At 68.5% G+C, this 22,163-nt stretch carries 19 protein-coding genes; 9 read left to right on the top strand and 10 right to left on the bottom strand.

Annotated elements, in window-relative coordinates:
* Positions 1–228: 228 nt before the first annotated feature.
* Positions 229–1,293, top strand: a complete 1,065-nt coding sequence (locus BT264_RS05545) for a phytoene/squalene synthase family protein (RefSeq protein ID WP_072436689.1) — start codon at positions 229–231, stop codon at positions 1,291–1,293.
* 478 nt (positions 1,294–1,771) lie between these two features.
* A complete protein-coding gene (locus BT264_RS05540; RefSeq protein WP_072436690.1) occupies positions 1,772–2,992 on the top strand; it encodes a porin in 1,221 nt (406 codons plus the stop codon).
* A 226-nt stretch (positions 2,993–3,218) separates the two neighbouring features.
* Here BT264_RS05540 and BT264_RS05535 read toward each other — a convergent pair whose 3' ends face one another.
* The 8 genes from BT264_RS05535 to BT264_RS05500 all read right to left on the bottom strand — a co-directional run bounded on the left by BT264_RS05535 (position 3,219) and on the right by BT264_RS05500 (position 11,253).
* Positions 3,219–4,709, bottom strand: coding sequence for an efflux transporter outer membrane subunit (locus BT264_RS05535; RefSeq protein WP_072436691.1), 1,491 nt, complete (start codon positions 4,707–4,709; stop codon positions 3,219–3,221).
* A 10-nt stretch (positions 4,710–4,719) separates the two neighbouring features.
* The gene (locus tag BT264_RS05530; RefSeq protein WP_072436692.1) at positions 4,720–5,877 is read right to left on the bottom strand and encodes an ABC transporter permease; all 1,158 of its coding nucleotides are present in this window, start codon (positions 5,875–5,877) and stop codon (positions 4,720–4,722) included.
* Positions 5,874–6,824, bottom strand: coding sequence for an ABC transporter ATP-binding protein (locus tag BT264_RS05525; protein WP_072436693.1), 951 nt, complete (start codon positions 6,822–6,824; stop codon positions 5,874–5,876). Before BT264_RS05525 ends, BT264_RS05530 begins: the two co-directional genes overlap by 4 nt.
* Positions 6,821–7,783: an HlyD family secretion protein gene (locus BT264_RS05520; protein WP_072436694.1), complete on the bottom strand. Its 963-nt coding sequence runs from the start codon at positions 7,781–7,783 to the stop codon at positions 6,821–6,823. The genes BT264_RS05525 and BT264_RS05520 overlap by 4 nt, the downstream gene beginning before the upstream one ends.
* Positions 7,780–8,478 carry a TetR/AcrR family transcriptional regulator gene (locus tag BT264_RS05515; RefSeq protein ID WP_072436695.1) on the bottom strand — a complete coding sequence of 233 codons (699 nt, stop codon included), beginning with the start codon at positions 8,476–8,478 and terminating at the stop codon, positions 7,780–7,782. Before BT264_RS05515 ends, BT264_RS05520 begins: the two co-directional genes overlap by 4 nt.
* 328 nt (positions 8,479–8,806) lie before the next feature.
* A complete protein-coding gene (locus tag BT264_RS05510) occupies positions 8,807–9,226 on the bottom strand; it encodes a cupin domain-containing protein (protein ID WP_072436696.1) in 420 nt (139 codons plus the stop codon).
* A gap of 10 nt (positions 9,227–9,236) precedes the next feature.
* Positions 9,237–9,674, bottom strand: a complete 438-nt coding sequence (locus BT264_RS05505; protein WP_072436697.1) for a carboxymuconolactone decarboxylase family protein — start codon at positions 9,672–9,674, stop codon at positions 9,237–9,239.
* Between the two features lie 94 nt (positions 9,675–9,768).
* Positions 9,769–11,253: a MocR-like pyridoxine biosynthesis transcription factor PdxR gene (locus BT264_RS05500; RefSeq protein WP_072436698.1), complete on the bottom strand. Its 1,485-nt coding sequence runs from the start codon at positions 11,251–11,253 to the stop codon at positions 9,769–9,771.
* 215 nt (positions 11,254–11,468) lie between these two features.
* On the opposite strand from BT264_RS05500, the gene BT264_RS05495 reads away from it, so the two are divergent.
* Both BT264_RS05495 and BT264_RS05490 read left to right on the top strand, forming a co-directional pair.
* A complete protein-coding gene (locus BT264_RS05495) occupies positions 11,469–12,386 on the top strand; it encodes a LysR family transcriptional regulator (protein ID WP_072436699.1) in 918 nt (305 codons plus the stop codon).
* Positions 12,387–12,525: 139 nt separating this feature from the next.
* Positions 12,526–13,275: an SDR family oxidoreductase gene (locus BT264_RS05490; protein ID WP_072436700.1), complete on the top strand. Its 750-nt coding sequence runs from the start codon at positions 12,526–12,528 to the stop codon at positions 13,273–13,275.
* 94 nt (positions 13,276–13,369) lie between these two features.
* Here the strand turns inward: BT264_RS05490 and BT264_RS05485 are convergent, their stop codons facing one another.
* Positions 13,370–15,016: a glycoside hydrolase family 32 protein gene (locus BT264_RS05485; protein ID WP_072436701.1), complete on the bottom strand. Its 1,647-nt coding sequence runs from the start codon at positions 15,014–15,016 to the stop codon at positions 13,370–13,372.
* Positions 15,017–15,174: 158 nt separating this feature from the next.
* Positions 15,175–16,761 (bottom strand): glycoside hydrolase family 68 protein, encoded by a 1,587-nt coding sequence (locus BT264_RS05480; RefSeq protein WP_072436702.1) that lies wholly within the window; start codon positions 16,759–16,761, stop codon positions 15,175–15,177.
* Between the two features lie 248 nt (positions 16,762–17,009).
* Here BT264_RS05480 and BT264_RS05475 point away from each other — a divergent pair, with 248 nt between their 5' ends.
* The 5 genes from BT264_RS05475 (at position 17,010) to BT264_RS05455 (ending at position 22,161) form a co-directional block, all read left to right on the top strand.
* Positions 17,010–18,023 carry a substrate-binding domain-containing protein gene (locus BT264_RS05475; protein ID WP_072436703.1) on the top strand — a complete coding sequence of 338 codons (1,014 nt, stop codon included), beginning with the start codon at positions 17,010–17,012 and terminating at the stop codon, positions 18,021–18,023.
* 395 nt (positions 18,024–18,418) lie between these two features.
* Positions 18,419–19,105 carry a type 1 glutamine amidotransferase domain-containing protein gene (locus BT264_RS05470; RefSeq protein ID WP_072436704.1) on the top strand — a complete coding sequence of 229 codons (687 nt, stop codon included), beginning with the start codon at positions 18,419–18,421 and terminating at the stop codon, positions 19,103–19,105.
* Between the two features lie 141 nt (positions 19,106–19,246).
* Positions 19,247–20,356: an NADH:flavin oxidoreductase/NADH oxidase gene (locus BT264_RS05465; RefSeq protein ID WP_072436917.1), complete on the top strand. Its 1,110-nt coding sequence runs from the start codon at positions 19,247–19,249 to the stop codon at positions 20,354–20,356.
* A gap of 136 nt (positions 20,357–20,492) precedes the next feature.
* Positions 20,493–21,563, top strand: a complete 1,071-nt coding sequence (locus BT264_RS05460) for an AI-2E family transporter (RefSeq protein WP_072436705.1) — start codon at positions 20,493–20,495, stop codon at positions 21,561–21,563.
* A 223-nt stretch (positions 21,564–21,786) separates the two neighbouring features.
* On the top strand, positions 21,787–22,161 hold the full coding sequence (locus tag BT264_RS05455; protein ID WP_051983619.1) for a hypothetical protein: 375 nt from the start codon (positions 21,787–21,789) through the stop codon (positions 22,159–22,161).
* The last annotated feature ends 2 nt before the right edge of the window (positions 22,162–22,163 follow it).

Genomic DNA, 22,163 nt, shown 5'->3' with positions numbered 1-22,163 from the left:
CGGGGCTGCGATGACGGCGGCGGGGAGCGGCGCGGCATCGATGTGCGTGCCGCATTCCGGCCGTCTCGGGCAGGCCTTGCGCCGGATGCACTAAACTTGCGGGAATTTTGCATCGCAGCGTCAGGGCCCATGCCCGCGCGGCGCGACGATGCGGCGACTCGCGGACCGGCGCGGGCGCCCGGCGCCCGTGTGCGTCCGGGGCCCGCGCCGGCCGATTTTTCCCGACCCATGACGACCCGAACCGATCCCGCCTACCTGCTCGGCGACCTGCTGAAGAACGTTTCCCGCTCCTTCTATCTGACGCTGCGCGTGCTGCCCGACGGCATGCGCGACCCGGTCGGGCTCGCGTATCTGCTCGCGCGCGCGGCCGACACGATCGCCGACACCGCGCTCGTCGCGCCCGATCGCCGGGCCGCGTTGCTGACCGACCTGCGCGACGAGATCGAGCGGCTCGGCGACGGCGCGGCGCTGTCGCGTTCGCTCGACGACGTGACGCGGATGCAGACGGATTCGCACGAGCACGTGCTGCTCGGCTCGATGGAGCCGATGCTGGCGCTGCTGCGCGCGCAGCCGGACGCCGACCGGGCGTCGATCCGCAAGGTCGTCGCGACGCTGACGTCAGGCATGGAATTCGATCTGCGCACGTTCCCGGACGAGCAGTCGGGGCAGGTCGCGTCGCTGCCGACGCGCGACATGCTCGATCGCTACACGTACCTCGTCGCGGGCTGCGTGGGCGAGTTCTGGACCGACATGACGGGCGCGCACACGCGTGCCGCGCGCGGCTGGGATTTGCCGGGCATGCGCGAGAAGGGCATCCGTTTCGGCAAGGCGCTGCAGATGACCAACATCCTGCGCGACTGCGCGAAGGACCTGCGCATCGGCCGCTGCTACCTGCCCGACGACGTGCTGCGCACGCACGGGCTCGGCGTCGCCGACCTGATGCAGCCCGACGCGTCGGCGCGCGCGCGCGGCGTGCTGGTCGACCTGCTGCGCATCGCGCTCGACCAGTATCGCGATGCATGCCTGTATACGCTCGCGATTCCGCGTCGCTTCGTGCGGCTGCGGCTCGCGTGCCTGTGGCCGATCATGATCGGCCTCGAAACGCTCGAACTGCTGGCCGGCCACGATGCGTGGCTCGCCCCGGCGAAGCCGGCCAAGGTGCCGAGAAAACGTATCTACCGGATCATGGCGTCGTCGCTCGCGCTGGTCGGCTCGAACACGGCGATCCGTGCGCGGATGACCGCGCTCGCCGATGCGGTGAACGCGCGGCTCGTCGCGCCGGCATCGCGTTGAATGTCGCCGGCGCGCCGCGCCGGCATCGTCCTTCGGCCCGCGTTCGCCGGGCCGCTCCCGTCCGATCTCCCGCGCGCGGACTGAAACGTTTTCATGATTTCGTTTCGCGAAATGTGGGTGTCATGAACGTCAGCGATCCTGCGCGGCGGCGTGAATCGCGGCGTCAGCTGCGATCGCGCATTTGTAAGACGATTTTTTGCCGAAGGCGTCTGACGACATGAGGCGGTCGCGTTGCACCCGTAAAAATGTAAAGCTAGGGTTTTCACCGGGAAATGCCGGAAATGCCCGCCGCGTAAGCGTTTTCAGGTGTTATGTAACTGCTTGGTGAACCCGCGCGTTGCGTCGATCATACGATGACCGACTGCGCGTGTTGGGAAATAATCGGTAATCCGTCAGAATTGCGCCGGCATGTACTCGCACATGTGTCAGTCATAAAACCACACCAGAAAAGAAATCATTCTTTGAGGACGGAGAATCAATGAAAAAGCGCGTCGCTTTCGCCATGACGGCAGCGGGCCTTGCAGCCGCTACCGCCGCCCACGCCCAGAGCAGCGTGACCCTGTACGGTATCGTCGATAACGCTATCGCTTACCAGAACAACTCGTCGGCGACCAGCGCGGTCTCGGGTGGTCACTCGAAGGTGCAGATGGCCACCGGCATTTGGGCAGGCAGCCGCTTCGGCCTGAAGGGCAGCGAAGATCTCGGCGGCGGCACGAAGGCGATTTTCCAGTTGGAAGCCGGCTTCAACGCGAACAACGGTTCGTCGCAGTGGACGAACGGCATCTTCACGCGCCAGGCGTGGGTTGGTCTGACCAACGCCACGTACGGTACGCTGACGGCCGGCCGCCAGTACACCGCGTACTACACGCTGCTGTCGCCGTATAGCCCGACGACCTGGCTGACCGGTTACTACGGCGCGCACCCGGGCGATATCGACTCGCTGGATACCAGCTACCGCGCGAACAACTCGCTCGTCTACATGTCGCCGAAGTTCTACGGCTTCACGGTCGGCGGTTCGTACTCGCTCGGCGGCGTGGCAGGCAGCTTCAACCGCGGCTCGACCTGGAGCGCGGCGGTCCAGTACCTGAACGGCCCGGCAGGCATCGCAGTCGGCTATCAGCGCATCAACAACGCGACGCTCGGCGGCGGCGTGTGGGGCGCGAACTCGACGGCACAAAATGGTCTGGATTCGGCCGGCAACGGTGCGGAGCAGGCCGTGTCGTCGATCAACGGCGGTTACAAGACGGCACAGTCGCAACAGCGTCTCGCCGTGACGGCCGGTTACCAGTTCACGCCGGCGTGGGACATCTCGGTGTCGTACTCGAACGTCCAGTACATCCCGGGCACGCTGTCGGCATTCCGCAACACGGCGATCTTCAACACGGCTGGCGCCGTGCTGCACTGGAAGGCATCGCCGCAGTGGGACTTCGCAGCAGGCTACTCGTACACGGCGGCAACGCAGTCGAACGGTGTTTCGAGCTCGGCCAAGTACCACCAGGTCACGCTGTCGCAGTACTACAGCCTGTCGAAGCGCACGGGCCTGTACGCGGTTGAGGCTTGGCAGCATGCTAGCGGCAAGACGATCAGCGGCCTTACCGGCGGCATCGTTAATGCAACGACGTCGATCGGCGACGGCGTGGGCGCAGGTTCGAAGCAGAACCAGATCGCTGCAGGCGTCGGCCTGATCCACCGCTTCTGATGTCGCGCGGCGCGCGAGCGCCGCTCACGGCATGCAGTATGAAAAACCGGCCTTCGGGCCGGTTTTTTTATTGGCGGTACGCGTTGTGCTTACTGCGGGTTCCGTCATAGGCGGCATCGAACGGAAGCGGGCGGCGACGGCAGCCGAGCGCGACAAGCGCGCCGCTCACGCGGCGCATGGCGTGCAGACCGGCGGTGTCCGGCCGGTGCCAACGCCATCCTGCCGGTCACTTCGCGGCATCATCCATCCAGCTCCCCGCCAGCGCCTGGAACAGCGCCGCCGTATCGGCAAGCCGATCGGCCTGCGCGCGGGTACGGTCGAGCGTTGTCTGCAACGTCTGCCGCTGCGCGTCGAGCAGGTCGAATGTGCTGATCCCGCCCGCCGCGTAACGGCCGCCGGCAATCGCGTTGCGTGCCGCCGCTTCCTGCGCGGCCGTGTCGCGCGCCTGCAGCTCGGCCGCGTCGTGCTCGACCGCGCGCATCGCGTCGGCTACCTGCTGAAGCGCCTGCAGCACGGTTTCCCGATAGCTCGCGAACGCGGCGTCGTACGCCGCTTCGGCCGCGCGTTTCTTCGCGCGCAACTCGCCGCCGTGAAAGAGTGGCTGCGCAAGACCAAGGCCGACGTTCCATACATTCAACCCGCTCACGATATCCGCGATGCGCGTGCGTTCCGAGCCGATCCCCGCCGAAATCGAAAAACGCGGATACAGGTTCGCGGTGGCCACGCCGACGTTCGCGCTCGCCTGATGCAGCATGGCTTCCGCTGCGCGGATGTCGGGCCGTTCGCGCGCGAGCGTCGACGGTAGCGTGACGGGCAGTGTCCGCGGCAGCACGAGTGCATCGAGCGTGAGGTCGGGCAGCATCGCGCTGGACGGCGGCGCACCGAGCAGGATCGCGAGCCGGTGGCCGGCCTGCGCGAGGCGGGCCGCGAGCGGCGGCAGCGATGCCTGCGTCTGCGCGAGCAGCGCGCGTTGCGCATGCACGTCGGCCTGCGACACGCCGCCTGCCGCGAAGCGCGCGTCGACGATGCGCAACTGCCGCGCCTGCGCGTCGACCAGTTGCTGCGTGAGCGCGACCTGCTGCGCGAGCGACGCGCGCAGGATCGCGGTGGCGACGACGTTGCCCGCGAGCGTCAGCTTCGCGGCGTCGAGCGTGTACGACTGATAGTCGACCTGCGCGCGCAGCGCTTCGAGCGCGCGCCGGTTGCCGCCGAACACGTCGAGCACGTACGACACGCTGACCGACGCGTCGTACAGCGTGAACGGCCCCGGATTCGGCACGTTGCCCGGCAGCCCGAACGCGGCGATGTCGACCTTCTCGCGCGTGGCGGACAGGTTCGCGTCGACGCGCGGCAGCATCGTCGCGCCGGCTTCGGCTGCATGGTTCTGCCGCGCTTCGTCGAGCCGCGCGCGGGCCTCGGCGAGCGTCGGGCTGTTTTGCCATGCGGTGTCGACGAGCCGGTTCAGCGGTTCGGAGCCGAACTCGGTCCACCAGCGTTGCGGCGTGTGCGCGGCCGATGCGAACGTCTGCGCGTCGCCGGCCGGGCCGCCGGCGGCCGCCGTCGTGACGGGCGGCTCGTCGCGCGTGTATTGCTGTGTGGCCGGTGCGTCCGGCGTGCGGAAATCCGGCCCGACCGCGCAACCGGCGACGAGCAGCGCAGCGGCGGCCAGCGTAATGCCGCTTGCAGCGATGGAGGCGCGATGCGAAGCCGGTTTCATCGTGCGGCCCCTAATCGAGCGTGCGCCGGTAGAAGCGCAGCGCGATGCCCATCACGACGACGGTGAACAGCGCGACCGGCCACACGGACGGCCACAGGTCGGCCCAGCCGTTGCCCTTCAGCAGGATGCCGCGCACGAGGCGGTTGAAATAGGTGAGCGGCAGCAGGTTGCCGATGAACTGCGCCCACTTCGGCATCCCGGCGAACGGGAACATGAAACCGGACAGCAGGATGTTCGGCAGGAAATAGAACACCGCGAGCTGCATTGCCTGCAACTGGTTCTGCGCGAGCGATGACAGCGTGATGCCGACCGTCAGGTTCGCGGCGATGAACAGCAGCGCGGACAGGTAGATCGCGAACACGCCGCCGACGAACGGCACGACGAACACGAAGCGCGCCGCGACGAGGATGATCGACACCTGGATCAGCCCGATCAGCACGTACGGGACGATCTTGCCCGTCATCACCTCGAGCGGCCGCACGGGCGTCGCGAGCAGGTTTTCCATCGTGCCGCGCTCGCGTTCGCGCGTGATCGCGAGGCCCGTCATCATCACCATCGTCATCGTCAGGATTACGCCCATCAGGCCCGGCACGACGTTGTACTGCGTGATGCCTTCCGGGTTGTACAGCCGGTGCAGCACGACGTCGAACGCGGCCGGGCGGCCGTTCTTCAGGTGCGCGAGCGGCCCCGTCAGGTCCTTGTCCGCGACGGGCTGCACGAGGCCCGGCAGCGCGCCGATCGCGGATGCGGTCGCGACGGGATCGGTCGCGTCCGCCTCGACGAGCAGCGACGGACGCTCGCCGCGCAGCAGCCGCCGCGAGAAATCGGCCGGCACGCTCAGCACGAACTGCACGTCGCCGCGGGCGAGCGCATGCCGGCCGGCCGCTTCGTCCGGCAGCGTCTCGACGATGTCGAAGTACGCGGAATTGCGCATCGCGGCGATGAAGCTGCGCGCGAACGGGCTCGAATCGGCGACGATCACCGCGGTCGGCAGGTGCTTCGGATCGGTGTTGATCGCGAAACCGAACAGCGCGAGCTGGATGATCGGCACGCCGACGATCATCGCGAACGTCACGCGGTCGCGGCGCAACTGCAGGAATTCCTTCAGCACGATGCTCCACCAGCGCGCGACCGAAAACGATTCGCGCAGGCGCGCCCACGCGTTCATGACGATGCTCCGCCGGGCGGCCCGGACGCGCGGCCCATCATGTAGATGAAGACGTCCTCGAGCCCGGTGTCGATGGGCGCGACCCGCAGCGACGCATCGTCGCTCGCGACCCGCGCGAGCGTCGCGTCGAGCGCGGCGCGATCGCGGCCGCTCACGTGCAGCGCGGAACCGAACACGACGGTTTGATCGACGCCCGGCATCGCGCGCAGCCGTGCGGATAGTTCGGTCAGGTGCTCGCCGGTGATCGTGCGGGTCGACAGGTGCTGCGACGCGATGATCTCCGCCGACGTGCCTTGCGCAAGCAGTTCGCCGGACGCGATATAGGCGAGCTTGTGGCAGCGCTCGGCTTCGTCCATGTAGTGCGTGCTGACGAGCACTGAAATCCCTTGCGCGGCCAGCCGGTGCAGTTCCTCCCAGAAGTCGCGGCGCGCGGCCGGATCGACGCCGGCGGTCGGCTCGTCGAGCAGCAGCAGCTCGGGCTCGTGCAGCATGCACGCGGCCAGCGCGAGGCGCTGTTTCCAGCCACCCGACAGCGCACCCGTGAGCTGGTCCGCGCGGCTCGCGAGGCCGAGCCCGTCGAGCGCGCGCGCGACGGCCGCCTTGCGGTCGGGCATCCCGTACACGCGCGCGACGAAATCGAGGTTCTCGCGGATCGACAGGTCTTCCCAGTACGAAAAGCGCTGCGTCATGTAGCCGACGTGCCGCTTGATCTGCGCGCTGTCGCGCACGATGTCGTAGCCGAGGCAGGTGCCGCTGCCCGAGTCGGGCGTGAGCAGGCCGCACATCATCCGGATCGAGGTCGTCTTGCCGCTGCCGTTCGGCCCGAGAAAGCCGAAGATCTCGCCGCGCGCGACGCGCAGCGAGACGTCCTTCACGACGTGCTTGTCGCCGAAGCGCTTGTTCAGGCGATCGACGTCGATCGCATACGGAGCGGCCGGCGCGTTCATTGCACCCTCACGGCGACGGGCTGGCCCGGATGCAGCTTCGGCGCGTCGGCGACGGCGGGGCGCGCCTCGATCATGAACACGAGCTTGGTCCGGCTCTCGTTGCTGTAGATCACGGGCGGCGTGTATTCGGCCTCGCTCGACACATAGGTGATGCGTGCGGGCACGTCGGCCGCGCAGCCGTCGCAGCGGATCGCGACCGCGCGCCCCGGCGCGAGCGATGCGATGACGGCTTCCGGCACGAAGAAGCGCACCTTCAGGTTCTGCGGCGGCAGCATCTGCACGACCGGATTGCCTGCCTGCACCCATTCGCCGACGCGGTACAGCGTGTCGTACACGCGCCCGGCGGCGGGTACGGCGACGCGCTTCTGGTCGAGCTTCCATTGCGCTTCGGCGACCGCTGCCTGCGCGGCGTCGACCTGCGCGGCCTGCGCGGCGACCTGCTGCGCGCGGCCCGGCAGGCGAGCGACGTCGACCTGCTTCTGCAGTTCGCGCATCTGCGCGGCGGTGGTTTGCGCGGACGTGCGCGAATCGTCGAGCTGCTGCTTCGACAGGCCGCCGGCCGCGTACTGGCGTTCGTCGCGCGCGAGTTGCGCGGCGGCCCGTGCGGCCTGCGCGGTGGCCTGCGCGAGCTGCGCCTGCGTGACTGCCACTTCCGGCGGGCGCTTGCCGGTCTGCAGGTCGGCGAGCTGCGCGCGTGCCGCGGCGAGCTGATGCCGTGCCTGCAGCAGCGCGGCCGTTTCGTTCGCGGCTTCGAGCGAGAACGCGGGCGTGCCGGCGGCGACGGCCTGGCCGCGTGCGACCGACAACTGCGTCAGCGTGCCCGATTGCGACGACGACAGGTACACGAATTCGCCTTCGACATAACCCTGGTAGGTCGTGCCGTTGTCCGTCGACCGTCCGCAACCGGCGAGCAGCGCGAAGGCGGCGAGCGCGAGCGATAGCGCGCGGGCCGCGTTCACGACGGCCTCCGCGGCGAGCGCGTCCGCGCACGCGGCGCGGCGGCCGGCGGCCGCAGGCCGGAACCGAGCAGCGCGCGGACATGCCGGTGCAGCACGTCGCGATCGATCGGCGGCAGGCCGCGCGCGCTTTGCCACAGCTTCGCGGTCGCAAGCGGCAGCATCACGAGCGCGATGATCGAATGGAACAGGAACGCGGGTTCCAGCGCGGGGTTCAGCGTGCCGGCGTGCTGCGCGGCGCGGATGCGTTCGGCGAAACGCCCGACATGCTCGAGCGGAATGCGCCGCAGCATCCGTTCGCGCAGCAGCCCGCCTTCATGGACGATCTCGCGCAGCCAGATCGACGGCAGCCACGGCATGCGATGCGTGACGTCGAAGAAGCGGTCGACGAGTTCGGCGACGAGCGCGAACGGATCGTTCTCGATCTGCGGCTCGGTCGGGCGCCACACGAACGCGATGACCTGCGCGAGCCGCTCCTCGACGATCGCGTCGAGCAGTTGCTCGCGATTCGTGAAGTAGTAGTGGACCATCGCGGACGTGACGCCAGCGGCGGCGGCGATCTGCGCGACCGTCGTCGCGGCGATGCCGTGCTCGGCGAACAACTGCATCGCGACGTCGAGCATGTGGTCGCGCAGGTCGAAATCGTCCACCGACGGGCGGCGCCCGCGCGGCCTGGCGACGGTGGATTTCGCGTTCATGCAGACGACGCTAATTGATGAGTTAGTTAATTTCAAGGAAGGGTTTTCGCCGGCGTTGATCGAGATCAGACGCGCGTCGAATGGCGGCGCGGACGCGCGGGAAAGCGGCGCGCGCGGCCGAGGGCGGTGTGCCGGCGGCGGAGTGTAGGGAGCGGCTAATGGGGAAATGGCAGGGGGGAAACGGCGATGGGAAACGGCGGAGGGGAAACGGCAGAGGGGAAACAGCGACAAGCGGCGGAGAAGGCCGAGAAACTGCACGGAACCGGCGGGAAAACCGGTCGAGAAACGGAGGCACGGACCGCACACGGCACGCACCCCCGAAACGTCGTCACTGATCGATCGGCGACTTCAGCGGCGCGTGTTCGCCGGTCAGCCCGAACACGACGAGCTGCGCGGGCTCGGTCGCACTCGCGTTGCGCGACACCTGGTGGCGCGAGCCGGGCGCCTCGTACCAGCCTTCGCCGGCGCGGTAGCGATGCAGCGGGCCGCCGTTCACCTGCGACAGCACTTCGCCTTTCGACACGACCGCGAACACCGAGCCGAGGTGCCGGTGCGCGTCGGAAGCCTGGCCGGGCGCATAGTCGACGGTCGCGACGACGGCGAGCTTGCCCGGCGCTTCGGGCACCGCCTGCTGCATGATCGCGTGCACGTTGTCGCCGGCGTCGTGCGCATGGGCGGCGGCCGGCATCGCGGCGCCGAGCGCGAGCCCCGCACACAGGGCGGCTCGCTGGAGCGTGGAGCGGATCATCGTCGTCTCCTTACTCGGGCATCTTGCGGAACGCGATCGCGAAGCGGTTCCATGTGTTGATCGTCGCGATCAGCATCGACAGGTCGAACAGCTCCTCGTCGCTGAAGTGCGGCTTCACGGCTTCCCAGACGGCGTCGGGCACGTGATTGCCGGCCACTAGCGTCAGCGCCTCGGTCCATTCCAGCGCCGCGCGTTCGCGCTCGGTGAAAAACGGCGTTTCGCGCCACGTGACGACGGTCGCGAGACGGCGGTCGGTTTCGCCGCCCTTGCGCGCGTCGGTCGTGTGCATGTCGACGCAGAACGCGCAGCCGTTGATCTGCGATGCGCGCAGGCGGACGAGTTCGGCGAGCGGCTTCTCGATCGAACTCTTCGCGATGAAGTCCTCGGCGTTGCGCATCACCTTGATCGCATTCGGGCTGGCGGTATAGAAGTTCAGGCGCGGTTGCATGGCAGGTCCTTTTTCGGTTGGTGCGCACGGTGGCGCGACAGGACCCACTTTAAGACCCGAATTGGCCTGCTTGAATAGCCAATTTTGTGGAAATTCAGGTAACCAGTGCCGGGCGGCCGACACGGCCCGAATCCAGCAGCCCGGCCAGTTGCGCGAGCGCCGTGTCGATGCGCAGCGCGTCGATCCCGCCATAGCCGAACAGCAGCCCCGCACGGACCGGCACGCCGACATGGAACGCCGAGATCCCGTACAGGCCGATGTCCTGCTCGCGCGCCGCGCGCACCAGCGCCGCTTCATCGGGCCCCGGCTTCAGGTATGCCGCGAGGTGGATGCCGGCGGTCGGCACGATCGCGTCGAACCACGGCGCGAGCTCGCCGCGCAGATGCGCGATCAGCATCTTGCGGCGCGCGTCGTAATGTTTCTGCACGCGCTTCAGGTGCCGCGCGAAATCGCCTTCGAGCATGAAGCGCGCGAGCGCCGCCTGCGTCAGCGTGCAGGTGTGCCAGTCGACGATCTGCTTCGCCTTGGCGAGCGCGCCGCGCAGCGCGCGCGGCGGAATCGCGTAGCCGATCCGCAGTTCGGGAAAGATCGTCTTCGAGAACGTGCCGACGTACGCGACGAGGCCCGTGCGGTCGAGGCTCTTCAGCGATTCCACGGGTCGGCCTTCGAAGCGGAACTCGCCGTCGTAGTCGTCCTCGATGATCACCGCGCGGCGGCGCTGTGCCCATTCGAGCAGCGCGATGCGCCGCTCCAGCGTCATCGGCATCCCGAGCGGGAACTGGTGCGACGGCGTCACGTAGACGAGCCGCGCTTCGTCGGGCAGCCGTTCCGTGACGAGGCCGTGCGCATCGACCGGCACGCCGATCACCGTCGCGCCGAGCGACGCGAACGCGGCGCGTGCCGGCGGATAGCCGGGGTCCTCGACCGCGACCACGTCGCCGGGCCGCACGACGACGCGCGCGAGCAGGTCGAGCGCCTGCTGTGCGCCTTGCGTGACCAGCACATCGTCCCAGCTGCACGCGACCGCGCGGCTGAACGCGACATAGCGTGCGATCGCGCCGCGCAACTGCGGATCGCCGGCCGGGTCGTGGTACTGGCCGGGGCCGCGTGCCTGCTGGCGCAGCGCGTGATGCAGGCAGCGCCGCCACGCATCGAACGGGAACAGCGTCTTGTCGGTCACGCCGCCGCGGAAGTCGAAGCCGGGTGAGTCTTGCGGCGCGGGCATCGCGAGCGCGTCGGGGAGGTCGTTCCACAGCGCGCGTGCGTCGACCGCGTCGATGCGCGGCGTGTCCTCGACGAGCGACGGCGCCGGCATGGCCGCGGCATGCGGCACGCGCGCGAGGCCGTCGGCGACGAACGTGCCGTCGCCCGCACGCGTATTCAGGTAGCCCTCGGCGACGAGACGCTCGAACGCGTCGAGCGTCGTCTTGCGCGATACGCCGAGCTGCTTCGCGAGATCGCGCGTCGACGGCAGCCGCGCGCCGCCTGCCAGGCGCCCGTCGACGATCGCGGTGCGCAGTTGCCGGAAGATTTGCCCCGTCAGGTCGTGACGGCCTTCGATGCGGATCGCGATGTCCATCGCAGTGGTTACCTCGATTGATGCTGATTTGCCGGAATCGGTGTACCGCCAGTATGCCGCCGGCGCGCGGACTCGGTGTGGCAGGATGTTGCGCCCGACACCCATCCGCCCATCCGCCGTATCGAACGCCGTCCGATTGCACCGCCGCCCGCCGCTGCCTTACGATCCACGGGAGCCACGACAATCCCAGACTCACCCCGAACCGGAGTGCCCCCATGCTGTCCGAAGACGAACTTGCGCTGCTCGACGCGATCCGCGCCACCGGCAGCCTGTCGCGCGCCGCCGCGCGGCTCGGCAAGGCGCCGTCGACCGTGTCGCACGCGGCGCGCCAGCTCGAAACGCGTTTCGACGCGCTGCTGTTCGACCGGCGCGGCTATCGGCTGCAGCTCACGCCGGCCGGACAACTGCTGGCCGACGAAGCGGCGCGGCTGGCGCTGGACGTCGCGCGGCTGACGCAGCGCGTGCGGCAGGTCGCGAGCGGCTGGGAGGACCGGCTGTGGATCGTCAGCGACGAGGTGCTGGAGTTCGACACGCTGCTGCCGGTCGTCCGCGCGTTCGACGCGCTCGATTCGGGCGTGTCGCTGCGCTTCACGCACGAAGTGCTCGGCGGCACCTGGGAAGCGCTGCGCGACGGTCGCGCAGATCTGGTCGTCGGCGCGACCAACGAGCCGCCGGCAATCCCCGGCTTCAAATGGTTCGAACTGGGCGCGATGGAGTGGGTGTTCGCGGTGTCGCCGCGCCATCCGCTTGCATCCGTGAGCGACGTGCTGACGCGCGACGCGATCGGCGCGCATCGCGCGGTCGTCGTCGCCGATTCGTCGCGGCGCGCGGCCGGCCGCGCGTATGGCCTGCTCGGCGGGCAGGCCGTGCTCGCGGTGCCGTCGATGCGCGCGAAGATCCTCGCGCAGCGCGACGCGCTCGGCGTCGGCTGGGTGCCGCGCTGGCGCGTGGCGTCGCTGCTCGCGCGCGGCGAGCTCGTCGAGAAACAGACGGCCAACCCGCGCGAACCGAACGTGCTGTATGTCGCGTGGCACGGCGATCGCGACGGCCGCGCGCTGCAATGGTGGCTGGAGCAATTGCGCGAGCCCAGACTCGCGCAACGCCTGCTCGACGGGATCGACGTGACCGGCTGAGACGGAAAACGACGACGGAGCGCCCACTCGAACACGTTCGACGATTTCGAACATGTTCGCCGCGCGCGTCGTACGGCAACACAGGTCGCCGCGCGCATCCTGTGTTCACGGTCAACTCACCGGTTCAAAGGAGAACATCATGCAACGCTTCGAAGGAAAGACGGTCCTCGTCACGGGCGGCAACAGCGGCATCGGCCTGGCGGCCGCCAAAGCATTCGCGGCCGAAGGCGCGCGGGTCATCATCACCGGGCGCGACGCGCAGACGCTGGAAGCCGCACGGCAAACGCTCGGCGAAGGGGCGCTCGCGATCCGCAACGAGGCCGGCAGCGTCGCGTCGGCCCGCGCGCTGGCGGACGCGATCGCCGCCGCGGGCGCGCGGCTCGACGCCGTGTTCATCAACGCGGGCGTCGCGAAACTCGCGCCGTTCGCCGACAGCGACGAGGCCATGTGGGACCTCGTGTTCAACACCAACGTGAAGGGCGCGTATTTCCAGATCCAGTCGCTGGTGCCGCTGCTGAACCGCGGCGCCTCGATCGTGATCAACGGCTCGATCAACGCGCACATCGGGATGCCCGGCTCGTCCGTGTACGCGGCGAGCAAGGCGGCCGTCAATTCGTTCGCGAAGACGCTGTCGACGGAACTGCTGCCGCACGGCGTGCGCGTGAATGTCGTGAGTCCGGGGCCGGTTCAGACGCCGCTGTACGGCAAGCTCGGGCTCGATGCGGCGACGCTCGACGAGACGGCCGGGAAGATCAAGGGCCTCGTCCCGATCGGCCGGTTCGGCACGCCGGACGAAATCGCGTCGACGGTGCTGCACCTCAGCGCGCCGGAATCCGCGTTCATCGTCGGCGCGGAGATCATCGCGTCGGGCGGGATGGGATTGCTCTGAGCCGTAACGCCGGCGGGGACCGCACCGGCCAACGCAGCGCCGGGCGGACGGTCCCCGTCGCATGTGCGGGAAGGGCTACGCTCTCGAACCGCACCTACCGCGCCGCGCAGGCGCTACGCGTATCGCCGCCGGCTTCGAGTTGCGTCACCGTGAGCCCCGAGAACGTCGCGCGGCCGTGCTCGGCAAACACCGCGACACGGTCCGCGTCGAGCGGCGGAAAGATCAGGTCGGTGAGCGTGACGCGGCCGCCGTTCGCAAACACTTCGACCGACCCGCGATCGACGACGATTTCGAGCCGCAGTTGCCCGTGTTCGAGCGGCAGGTCGACGATATGCTCGCGGCTGAACGTGCCGGCGAAATTCGCTTCGCCGGACTGCGAGCGGTCGAGCGTCAGCGTGCGTTTTGCCGTGTCGTACACGATCCGGGTGCCGGTCGTGCCGTCCGCCGAGCGCCGGACGATCAGGCCCGCGCGCGCCGCGCGCTGCGGCGCAATCGTCACCGTGATGCGTTGCGCGACGCCGCGCGTCGCCGCCGACAGCTCGCGCGTGGCGGACTCGACGGCGAGCTCGCCTTCGTGCACGGCGGGCCTGCCGTCCGCCCACGCGTCGAACGCGGCGGCCGGCGCGGCGACGAGCCGGGGTTCGCCGTCGATCGTCTTCAGCGCCAGCTCGCGCGGCAGGGTCGTCGCGCCGCGCCACGGCGTGGTCGGCACTTTTGCAGCGTAATCCCAGTTGCTCATCCACGCGATCGCGACCGGCCGAGTGCCGGGCGCGCCCGAGAAGGTGCCTGCGGCATAAAAGTCGGCGCCGTGATCGACCCAGCGGAACCGGGCGGGATCGGAACCGGCCGGCGCGACGCGATCGGGCGTGAACGTGCGGCCGTCGAAGTCGCCGACGAAATACATCGCGCCCGAGCCGCCCGCGATCGACCACGGATTCACATTGACGATCATCACCCACTTGATGCGTCGGGGATCGCCGTCGAGCGGCAGCGGCACGAGGTCGGGCATCTCCCACAGTGCGCCTGCATGCGGCACGTCCGGCAACGTGAAGTCGCTCAGGAACGACCAGTGGATCAGGTCGTCGGAGCGATAGAGCTTGACGACCTGCGCATCGGCGACGACCGTCGTCATCAGCCAGTAGTGTCCCGGCGCGTACCACGACACCTTGGGGTCGCGGAACTGCTTCGATTCGGGATCGAGCGTGAGCACGGGGTTGTGCGCGTAGGGCTGCCACGTCGCGCCGTGGTCGACGCTGTAGGCGAGCGACTGCGCCTGCGTGCCGGGCGCGTGGCCGGAGCCGTCCTTGTAGACACTCGTGTAAAGCGCAACCAGCGGTGTCTTGCCTGGCGACCCGAGGCCCGACGTGTTGTGCGTATCGGCGACGATCGAGCCGGAGAAGATTTCCTCGGTGGCGTTCGCGCGCATCGCGACCGGTTGCTCGCGCCAGTGGACGAGATCGGTGCTGGTCGCGTGGCCCCACGACATGTTGCCCCAGTCGTTGCCGAGCGGGTTGTACTGATAAAACAGGTGGTAGCGGCCATCGTCGTAGACGAGGCCGTTGGGATCGTTCATCCAGTTGCGCTGCGGCGTGTAATGCAGCGCGGGGCGCCATTGCGGCGTGCCGTTTTCGGTCGATGCGGCGCAGGGCGCGGCGGCGGCCTGCGTGCAGGCCGCGCCCGCCGCACAGGCGAGCAGCAGCCGGGCGATCCGGAAGGAAAAGCGGGAAAACGTCGATCTCATGCGGGGTTCCGTGCTCCGACGCGCGAAGCGGGAAAGGAGGGCGCGTGCCGCTTGCAAAGGCGGCACGCGCGATCTGCGGAAGAAAAAAAAGCGGCGCGCACGCGACACGCGCGATGTGCGCCGCCTCAACGCTTGCGGGCGGTAGCCCGCCGCGGCCGTTACGGGCGGGTGCCCGGGCCGTCGTTGTGGTCGGCGCCCGTCGCCGGCAGGTTCGCCGGGATATCGCCGTAACCGCCGAGCCCGCCGCGTCCGTACGCGCGGTCGACCGCCGTCGACGTGCCGTTGATGTTGACCTTCACCGTCGGCGCGAGCGTGCCGCCGCGCCGCGGGCCGATCGCGTCGATGAACGACTCGACGAGCCCGCCCGGCATCACGTAGTGCGAATACGACTGGAATTCGCGCGGGTTCTGGTTCGGATCCTGCGAATACGGCGCGCCGGCCGGTGCGGAGAAGTCGGTCGGGTTGCCGAGCACGAGGCCGCCGCCGCCGTTCAGCGGCAGGAAGTCGCTGCGGATGCCGTTGCCGACGAAGCCGTACACGCCGTCCGGCCCGTCGACACCCGCGGCCATCGTCGTACGGTGGCTGATCGTGAACAGGTAGTACTTGCCGTCCTTCAGGTAGATCTGCGGGCGCTCGGTCTGGTCGTCGACGCAGTTCGCCGACAGGAGCGGCGGCAGGAATTTCCATTCCGTCAACTGCGGGTTCGTCGCGACCGCGAGGCCGACATTGGCCTTTTGATACACTGCGCCCGAATTCATCACCGCGTTGAGATCTTCCTTGTACGGATCGTTCGGCGCGTAGCCGAGATCGGCCTCGGTGCAGGTGCGTGCGCCGCGCTGGCCGCCCGTATTGCCTTCGAACACCATGTAGGTCTTGCCCGGGTGCGCGGGATCGGTGAACACGAACGGATCGCGGAACGAGAAGTAGGTATTCTGCTGGCCGGTCTGGTAGTAGTTGCCGTCCGGCTGCAGCAGCGCCTTGTGATCGTCGAAGCCGCTGAACCACACGTGCTTGTCGTCGGCGTGGATGTGACCGTCGGCGCGCGTGATGATCGCCTGCGGCGGCGTGATGTCGGCCCCGCCGGGCGCCGAGCGGTTGAACGACGTCGCGGTGTAGTAGAGGCTGACGTTGTCGCCATGCGTGAGGCGCGCCGAACCCGACCATTCGGCGTTGTTGGTCATCGGCGCGGTGCCGAACACCTTGGCGCTCGCGCCGTCCGGGAACAGGTGGCCGCCCCAGGTCCAGCCGCCGTTGGCGGGGCGCTGCGACGCGGGGACGCCCGCGCGGCGGTAGAAGAAGCCGATGCGCGCATGGACGTGGCGGTCATCGAACGTGTAGCCCGCATGCGGATCGGCGGTGAGCGAGAAGATCACCTCCCAGCCCTTGTAGCTGAGCTGGTTCGCGCGCAGGTCGGCCAGCGGCCAGGTATCCCAGACCCACACGTTCGAGTTGATCAGCGGGAAATCCTGCGGGATGTCCGGCATCGTCAGCGCTTGCGGCAGCGAGTTCCTGTCGGCGCCGGCCGTATGCGACTGTGCGACGATCTGGCGGATGTCCGCGCGGGTCCAGCGCATCGTGAAGTTGCCTTCGGGATCGTAGGCCTGCTGCGTATGCGGCGTGGGCGCGGGGGCGCCGGCGCTCTGCGCGTGCGTAACGGACGAAGCGGACGCGAAGGCGGCCAGTGCCGCGCCAGCGAACAGCAAACGTTTGGCCGCAGTCGCGCGGCAAAAAAGAAAGTGTGTCATCTCGGCGTTGTTTCAGTTGACGATGAAAGGGAACGGCTGAAGGTGGCATCGATGTCCAAACCGGTTTGGATACTATTTCAAACCGGTTTGGAACGCAAAAGATATTTATTTGGCGGTAATGCTTACCAAATGGAAATAATTACTCGATTGAGGCGTCCGGGCATCCGGCATCCGGGCATCCGGCGCCCGGGCATCCGGCGTCCGGGTATCCGGGCATCCGGCCGGACCGGCGAACACGAGGAGCGACGGTGAAGGTGAATCTGAAGGCGCTGTCGGATGCGCTCGGGTTGTCGCGGACGACGGTCAGCCGTGCGTTGAACGGTTACGACGACGTCAGCGAGGCGACCCGCGAGCGCGTGGCGAAGGCCGCCCGGGAAATGGGCTATGTGGCGGACCCGACCGCGCGCCGGCTCGCGACCGGGCGGGCGGACGTGATCGGGATCGTCTATCCGTTCGGCGCGGGCGATCTCGGCGATCCGCGTTTCGGCGAGGTCGTCGCGGGCATCACCGAGCGGCTGGCCGAGCGCAATCTCGATTTCATCATCGCGTCTGCGCGACCGAATGCGGAACTGGACACCTATCGGCGGATCGTCGACGGCAAGCTCGTCGACGGGCTGATCGTCGCGCGCACGCTGGTCGACGATCCGCGCATTGCGTACCTGCAGTCGAACGCGTTTCCGTACGTCGCATACGGCCGCACGCAAACGGCGGAGCCGTATGCGTGGTTCGATTTCGACAACGAGGCGGGCGCGCGCGATGCCGTCCGCCGGCTGACCGGTTTCGGACATCGGCGCATTGCGATGATCAGCGCGCCGCTTGCGCTGAATTTCGCTGCGCAGCGTCGCGCAGGCTATCTGTCGGCATTGCGCGAGGCCGGTATCGAGCCGGATCCGGCGCTGCTCGTCGAGTGTACGTTTACGCACGACGGCGGGCTGCAGGCCGCGCGGGCGCTGCTCGCGCGCGCCGAGCGGCCGACGGCGCTGCTGGTCGACAACAACATCGCGGGCGGCGGCGCGTTTCGGGCGCTCGTGGACAGCGGGCTGCGGCCGGGGCAGGACGTGTCGCTGATCGTCTACGACGGCGTGCCGCCGGACATCGCGCATCCGCATCGCGTGACGGCCGTCATCCAGCCGACTGGGCACGCGTCGGGACGCGCGCTGGCGGAATTGATGCTGAGGCGGCTGGACGACGGTGCATGCGGGCATCGACTCGAGGCGCCGGTAATCGAGGCCGGCGATACGGACGGTCCGTTGCGCGGCTAGCCGGCGCGACGGACACGGGCGGGGCGCGATCGGTGGCGGACGTTGCCGGATCGCGCCCGGTCGAAAAGGCCATGACGACGGCAGGGGCGAATGGCCATTTACTAGACGACTGGTCTAATCCGTGGATATCATGCGTCCTCGTGAATGCGACGACGTCCGCTGGCGCGTGCAACGAAGACGCGAAATTGCCATTTCGCGCTGCGATGCCGATCGTGCAGGGTACGCCGTCGTTTTATTTGGGATTTTTCTAGACGACTGGTCTAATAGGCGCGCACGGCATTCGGATACGCGAGTCGCACGTTGACGCGCCATAGCGGACTAACCGACAGGCGTGTCGCGCCGACCGCCCCGGTTGCGCGGCAGCGTTCCCGTCCATTTTCGAAGGAGTTTCGATCATGAAGATTCTGGTTGTCCTGACCTCGCACGACACACTCGGCGACACCGGCAAGAAGACCGGCTTCTGGCTCGAGGAACTGGCCGCGCCGTACTACGCGTTCAAGGATGCGGGCGTCGAGCTGACGCTGGTTTCGCCGAAGGGCGGCCAGCCGCCGCTCGACCCGAAAAGCAGCGATCCGTCCGCGCAGACCGACGCAACGCGCCGCTTCGACGCCGATCCGGCGGCCAAGGCCGAACTCGCGTCGACGCGCAAGCTTGCCGACGTGTCGGCCGACGATTACGACGCGGTGTTCTACCCGGGCGGCCACGGCCCGCTGTGGGATCTCGCCGAGGATCTGCATTCGATCGGCCTGATCGAGGGCACGCTCGCGGCCGGCAAGCCGGTAGCGGCCGTTTGCCACGCGCCGGGCGTGCTGCGTCACGTGAAGAACCCGGCAACCGGCGAATCGGTCGTGCGCGGCAAGCGCGTGACGGGCTTCACCAACAGCGAGGAAGCGGCCGTCGAGCTGACGGAAGTCGTGCCGTTCCTCGTCGAGGACATGCTGAAGACCAACGGCGCGGAATTCGAGCGCAGCGCCGACTGGGCGCCGCATGTCGTCACCGACGGGCTGCTGATCACGGGGCAGAACCCCGCGTCGTCGGCGCCCGCGGCCGAGGCGCTGCTCGCGAAGCTCGGCCGCCGGTAAGCATCCGGCGCCGGCCCGGCCGGCGCCGTTCCGTATCCGTCGCCGGGCGCAGCCGCCCCGACGACGGCCCGAATCGTTCCGCCGTGCGCATCGCCCGGCGAGTTCCCAGTCGTTTTGCAGAACCAAGCAAAGGAGTCGTGGATGTCTGCCCTGTTCGAACCGTTCAAACTCAAGGACGTCACGCTGCGCAACCGCATCGCGGTGCCGCCGATGTGCCAGTACGTCGCCGAAGACGGCGTCGTCAACGACTGGCATCACGTGCATCTGGCCGGCATCGCGCGCGGCGGCGCGGGCCTCGTGATCGCGGAGGCGACGGCCGTGTCGCCGGAAGGGCGCATCACGCCGGGCTGCGCGGGGCTGTGGAACGATGCGCAGGCCGAAGCGTTCGCGCCGTCGGTCGCGGCGATCAAGGCAGCGGGCTCGGTGCCCGGCATCCAGATCGCGCACGCAGGCCGCAAGGCGAGCGCGAACCGTCCGTGGGAAGGCGACGACCATATCGCCGACGGCGATCCGCGCGGCTGGCAGACCATCGCGCCGTCGGCCGTGCCGTTCGGCGCGCACCTGCCGAAGGTGCCGCGCGAAATGACGCACGACGACATCGCCCGCGTGCAGGCCGACTTCGTCGCAGCGGCGAAGCGCGCGCGCGACCTGGGCTTCGAATGGCTCGAACTGCACTTCGCGCACGGTTATCTCGGCCAGAGCTTCTTCTCGGTGCATTCGAACCACCGCACCGACGAATACGGCGGTTCGGCCGAGAACCGCGGCCGTTTCGTCGTCGAGACGCTCGCGGCCGTCCGCAAGGTATGGCCCGAGCATCTGCCGCTGACCGCGCGCCTTGGCGTGATCGAATACGACGGCCGCGACGAAGAGACGCTCGCCGAGTCGATCGCGCTCACGCAGCGGATGAAGCGGGAAGGGCTCGACATGCTGAGCGTGTCGGTCGGCTTCTCGACACCCGATGCGCAGATTCCGTGGGGCCCGGCGTTCCTCGCGCCGATCGCCGAGCGCGTGCGCCGCGAGGCCGGGCTGCCGGTGTCGTCCGCGTGGGGGATCGACACGCCGCAACTGGCGAACCGCGTGGTTGCGGAAGAACAGCTCGATCTCGTGATGGTCGGCCGCGCGCATCTGGCCGATCCGCACTGGCCGTACTACGCGGCGAAGCAGCTTGGCGTCGAGCGCCCGTCGTGGACGCTGCCCGCGCCGTACGCGCACTGGCTCGAGCGTTACCGGATCGCCGACAAGGTGGCCTGAGCGGACGCGGCAACATGGCGCCGCGGCGGCCCGCGTGTGACGCGCGCCGCCGATCCGGTGCCGATGGATAGAATGGCGGTTCGTGCAGGCCGGTTGCCTGCGCGAACCGCCATTTTTCCATTTCGACAGAGGTGCCATGGACGCACATGTGCCGTCGTCTCACGAGGCCGCCGCGCAGCCGCGCGCGCAGCAGATCGCTCGCGTCGCGCTGTATGCGGCGCTGCTGGTGCTCGCGCTGTGGGTGATCCGCGACTTCATTCCCGCCATCGCGTGGGCCTGCGTGATCGCCATCGCGATGTGGCCGCTGCTGAAACGCTTCGAGTCGCACCGGCTGTTCCGCAACCGGCCTACGGTCAACGCGCTCGTCATCACGGCGGCGATCTCGCTGCTCGTCGTGCTGCCGATCGCCATCGCGGCAACCCAGGCGATCGGGCAGGCGCACGACCTGCGCGAGTGGCTGCGTACGATCCAGGACAACGGCATTCCGCTGCCCGACGTCGTCGGCCGGCTGCCTTACGGTTCGGCGCAGATCACCGAGTGGTGGCAGGCCAATCTCGGTCATCCGCTGCATGCAGCCAGCGCGATGCACGGCGTCAACAGCGAGAAATTCCTCGCGTTCGGCCGGCAGTTCGGCACGAAGCTCGCGCATGCGCTGCTCGAATTCGGCTTCATGCTCGTCACGCTGTTCGTGATCCTGCGCGCGGGCCACAAGCTGTCGGGCGCATTGCTGCAGGGCGGGCAGCGCGCGTTCGGGCGCAACGGCGCGGAACTGATCGAGCGCATGGTCAAGGCCGTGTACGGCACGGTGACGGGGCTCGTGGTCGTCGGGCTCGGCGAGGGTGCGCTGCTCGGCGTCGCCTATGCGCTCGCGGGCGTGCCGCATGCGGCGCTGCTCGGACTCGTCACGGCGATTGCCGCGATGCTGCCGTTCTGCGCGCCGATCGTGTTCTGCGGCGCGGCGCTCTGGCTGTTCGTGCAGGGCGCGACAGTGTGGGCTGTCGTGGTGGCGGTGCTCGGTTTCGTCGTCGTGTTCGTCGCCGAGCATTTCGTGCGGCCGGTGCTGATCGGCAGTTCGGCGCGGCTGCCGTTCCTGCTCGTGCTGTTCGGCATCCTCGGCGGCGCCGAGACGTTCGGCCTGATCGGCCTGTTCGTCGGCCCCGCGCTGATGACGGTGCTGACGATGCTGTGGGCCGAATGGATCGCGTGACGATGCCCGCCTTCGCGCCGATCCGATGGATCGGCGCGAAGGGATGGGGGCGCGTGCAAGCGTGCGCCGGCCGCAACGATCGGCAACGATCCGGCTTGCACACGGGGCATGCCGGGCAGGGGTTTGCATACGGATCTCTACATTTCTTTTCGATCCGGACCCAAAGGTCTAGTAGCATGGGGCTTTCGATCACGCCGGCATGGCGCGGCAGAATTCCCCAAGCATGCGATTGATTTCGATGTCCCGTCCCGCGGCGACGCTATCCCTGGCGGCCGGCTGCCTGATGTTGCACGGCTGCGCGTGGTTCGACCCGTGGCTGCCGTTCTCGTATTCGCGTACGCCGCTCGCGCGGGCCGCGTCGCGGCATGGCGCGACGCGCGCCGATGTCGTACGCGCCGGCGGCAACCCGCGCAGCGTATGGATGGTCCGCAACGGCAGCGGCGTCTGCTACAACTACTTCATCGAGCACGGCAACGATCACCGGCCTTACTTCGTCGTATTCGACAAGGCCGGTGTCGTCACGCAGTACGGCTTCGATACCTGCATGGACGCCGATCGAAAGGGCACGCTCCAGCCGGACAAGGCCGCTTCGCGCTAGCG

The sequence above is a fragment of the Burkholderia sp. NFPP32 genome, from assembly GCF_900119325.1.
GTDB lineage: Bacteria > Pseudomonadota > Gammaproteobacteria > Burkholderiales > Burkholderiaceae > Burkholderia > Burkholderia pyrrocinia_C.
This window is presented reverse-complemented; position numbering and strand designations above follow the sequence as displayed.